Here is a 1429-nt window from a genome sequence, read left to right on the forward strand (position 1 = left end):
TAGATATTTGGCGCTGGCGGCGGCAGCGCCTCGGTTGGCGGCGGCGGCGAACCCCTCATTGCTTTTGTTCCGGATGATGGTCACGCCCTGATGCGTCACGTGGTCGAGTGTCTCGTCGGTTGAGCCATTGTCGACGACAATGATCTCATGCTGGTCCGGCAGGGCGTCGAGGCAGTAGCGGATTATCTTGGACGAGTTGTACGTGATGATGATGAACGCCAGGTCGGCAGGCTGTCCTGTCGCTGTGCTGTCTAGCAAGGGTCCGGCGGAACCGTCGGCAAGAAGGTTATGCATCGCGAGCACGGTTTCGACTTCGGGGCCATTGCAGAAGTTGCTGAAGTGGGCGATCAGCGCATCCGGTCGGGGAAAGCCCGTATCCCAGTGGCTGCAATGGTTCCATTGCCATGATAGGGAGGCGCAGCGATCCGGCACCACTGAGTTTGCCCACACTTGGAAATAGTCCTGGTCGGCGATCATGTGCGCGCCAACCGAGTGATCGGCAGGCAGGAGCAAGCGTCGTCCCGCTACCCACTCCAGCAAAAGCTGCAGTTCGTCCCTGAAGGCCAGGACCACGCCACTGTTGAAGTAGCGAAACGATATCGCGGGTGGAGCCGCCGCTGAACCGTCGATGAACGCTAGCGAGCGCTTGCTGTAATGTTCCTGGAAGTCCCCCGGCGTCATGCCCGAACCGGCGATGCCGGTCTGTTCGACCATTGCCATCCGCTGTTCGCCCAGCGCCGTAAACACCTCTGCCGCCGCAAGGGGGCGCAACAGGATGGTATCGGCATCGACCTGAAGAATGATCTCGGCGCTGGCCTGCCCGAGACACCAGGCCAATGCGTCGAACTTGGCCAGAAACCCATCGGCCCGGTATTCCTGCCGTGCGGCGTCGAGCAAGTTGACATGGATGCGCGGCGAGGGCGGCAGCATTGGGGCGGAGAACCGATCCGTGACTACATAGATTTCGAAATCCGTGTTCCGGAGAAAGGACGTAATGGCTTCGCGCGCCGCCAGCGCATAGCCTGGTTTGCCGATCGCGAGTATGCAGATTGCTACCGTCCGCTCGTTCATCCGGCTGGGTCACCACGCATCATGCCGGGCACCTCCGTTGTCCGGATCCGTCGCGCCAGATAACGCCGCCGGCGTCCTGCAGACTCCCATCTGCTCTGAGCAGTTTGGACCGACAGCGCCGCGCTGTGGATGGCGGCTGAACAGCGCAAGCATCGCTTCAACGACCAGCCGGGCTCAGGAAATTGAAAATACCAGCCATTGCAAGCGAGCCTTTCTTCGTGAAGTTGGACCCAGATGCTTCTGCAATCTCGACCGATACCGCAATGTGTTCTCACGAGCATCGGCAGGTCAACCGTGCCGGCACGCTCTATTTTCAGTCGAAGACCAGATCGCGCGATCGCCATGGCACCACAACAAC

Annotated in this window: 1 protein-coding gene; it reads right to left on the reverse strand. The window is 60.5% G+C overall.

The window, feature by feature from the left end:
* Positions 1 to 1071, reverse strand: a 1071-nt coding sequence (locus AC1DX0_RS35850; RefSeq protein ID WP_477359222.1) for a glycosyltransferase, incomplete at its 3' end; no start/stop codon positions are given.
* Positions 1072 to 1429 lie beyond the last annotated feature (358 nt).

The organism is Mesorhizobium sp. P3_A9, assembly GCF_056402975.1.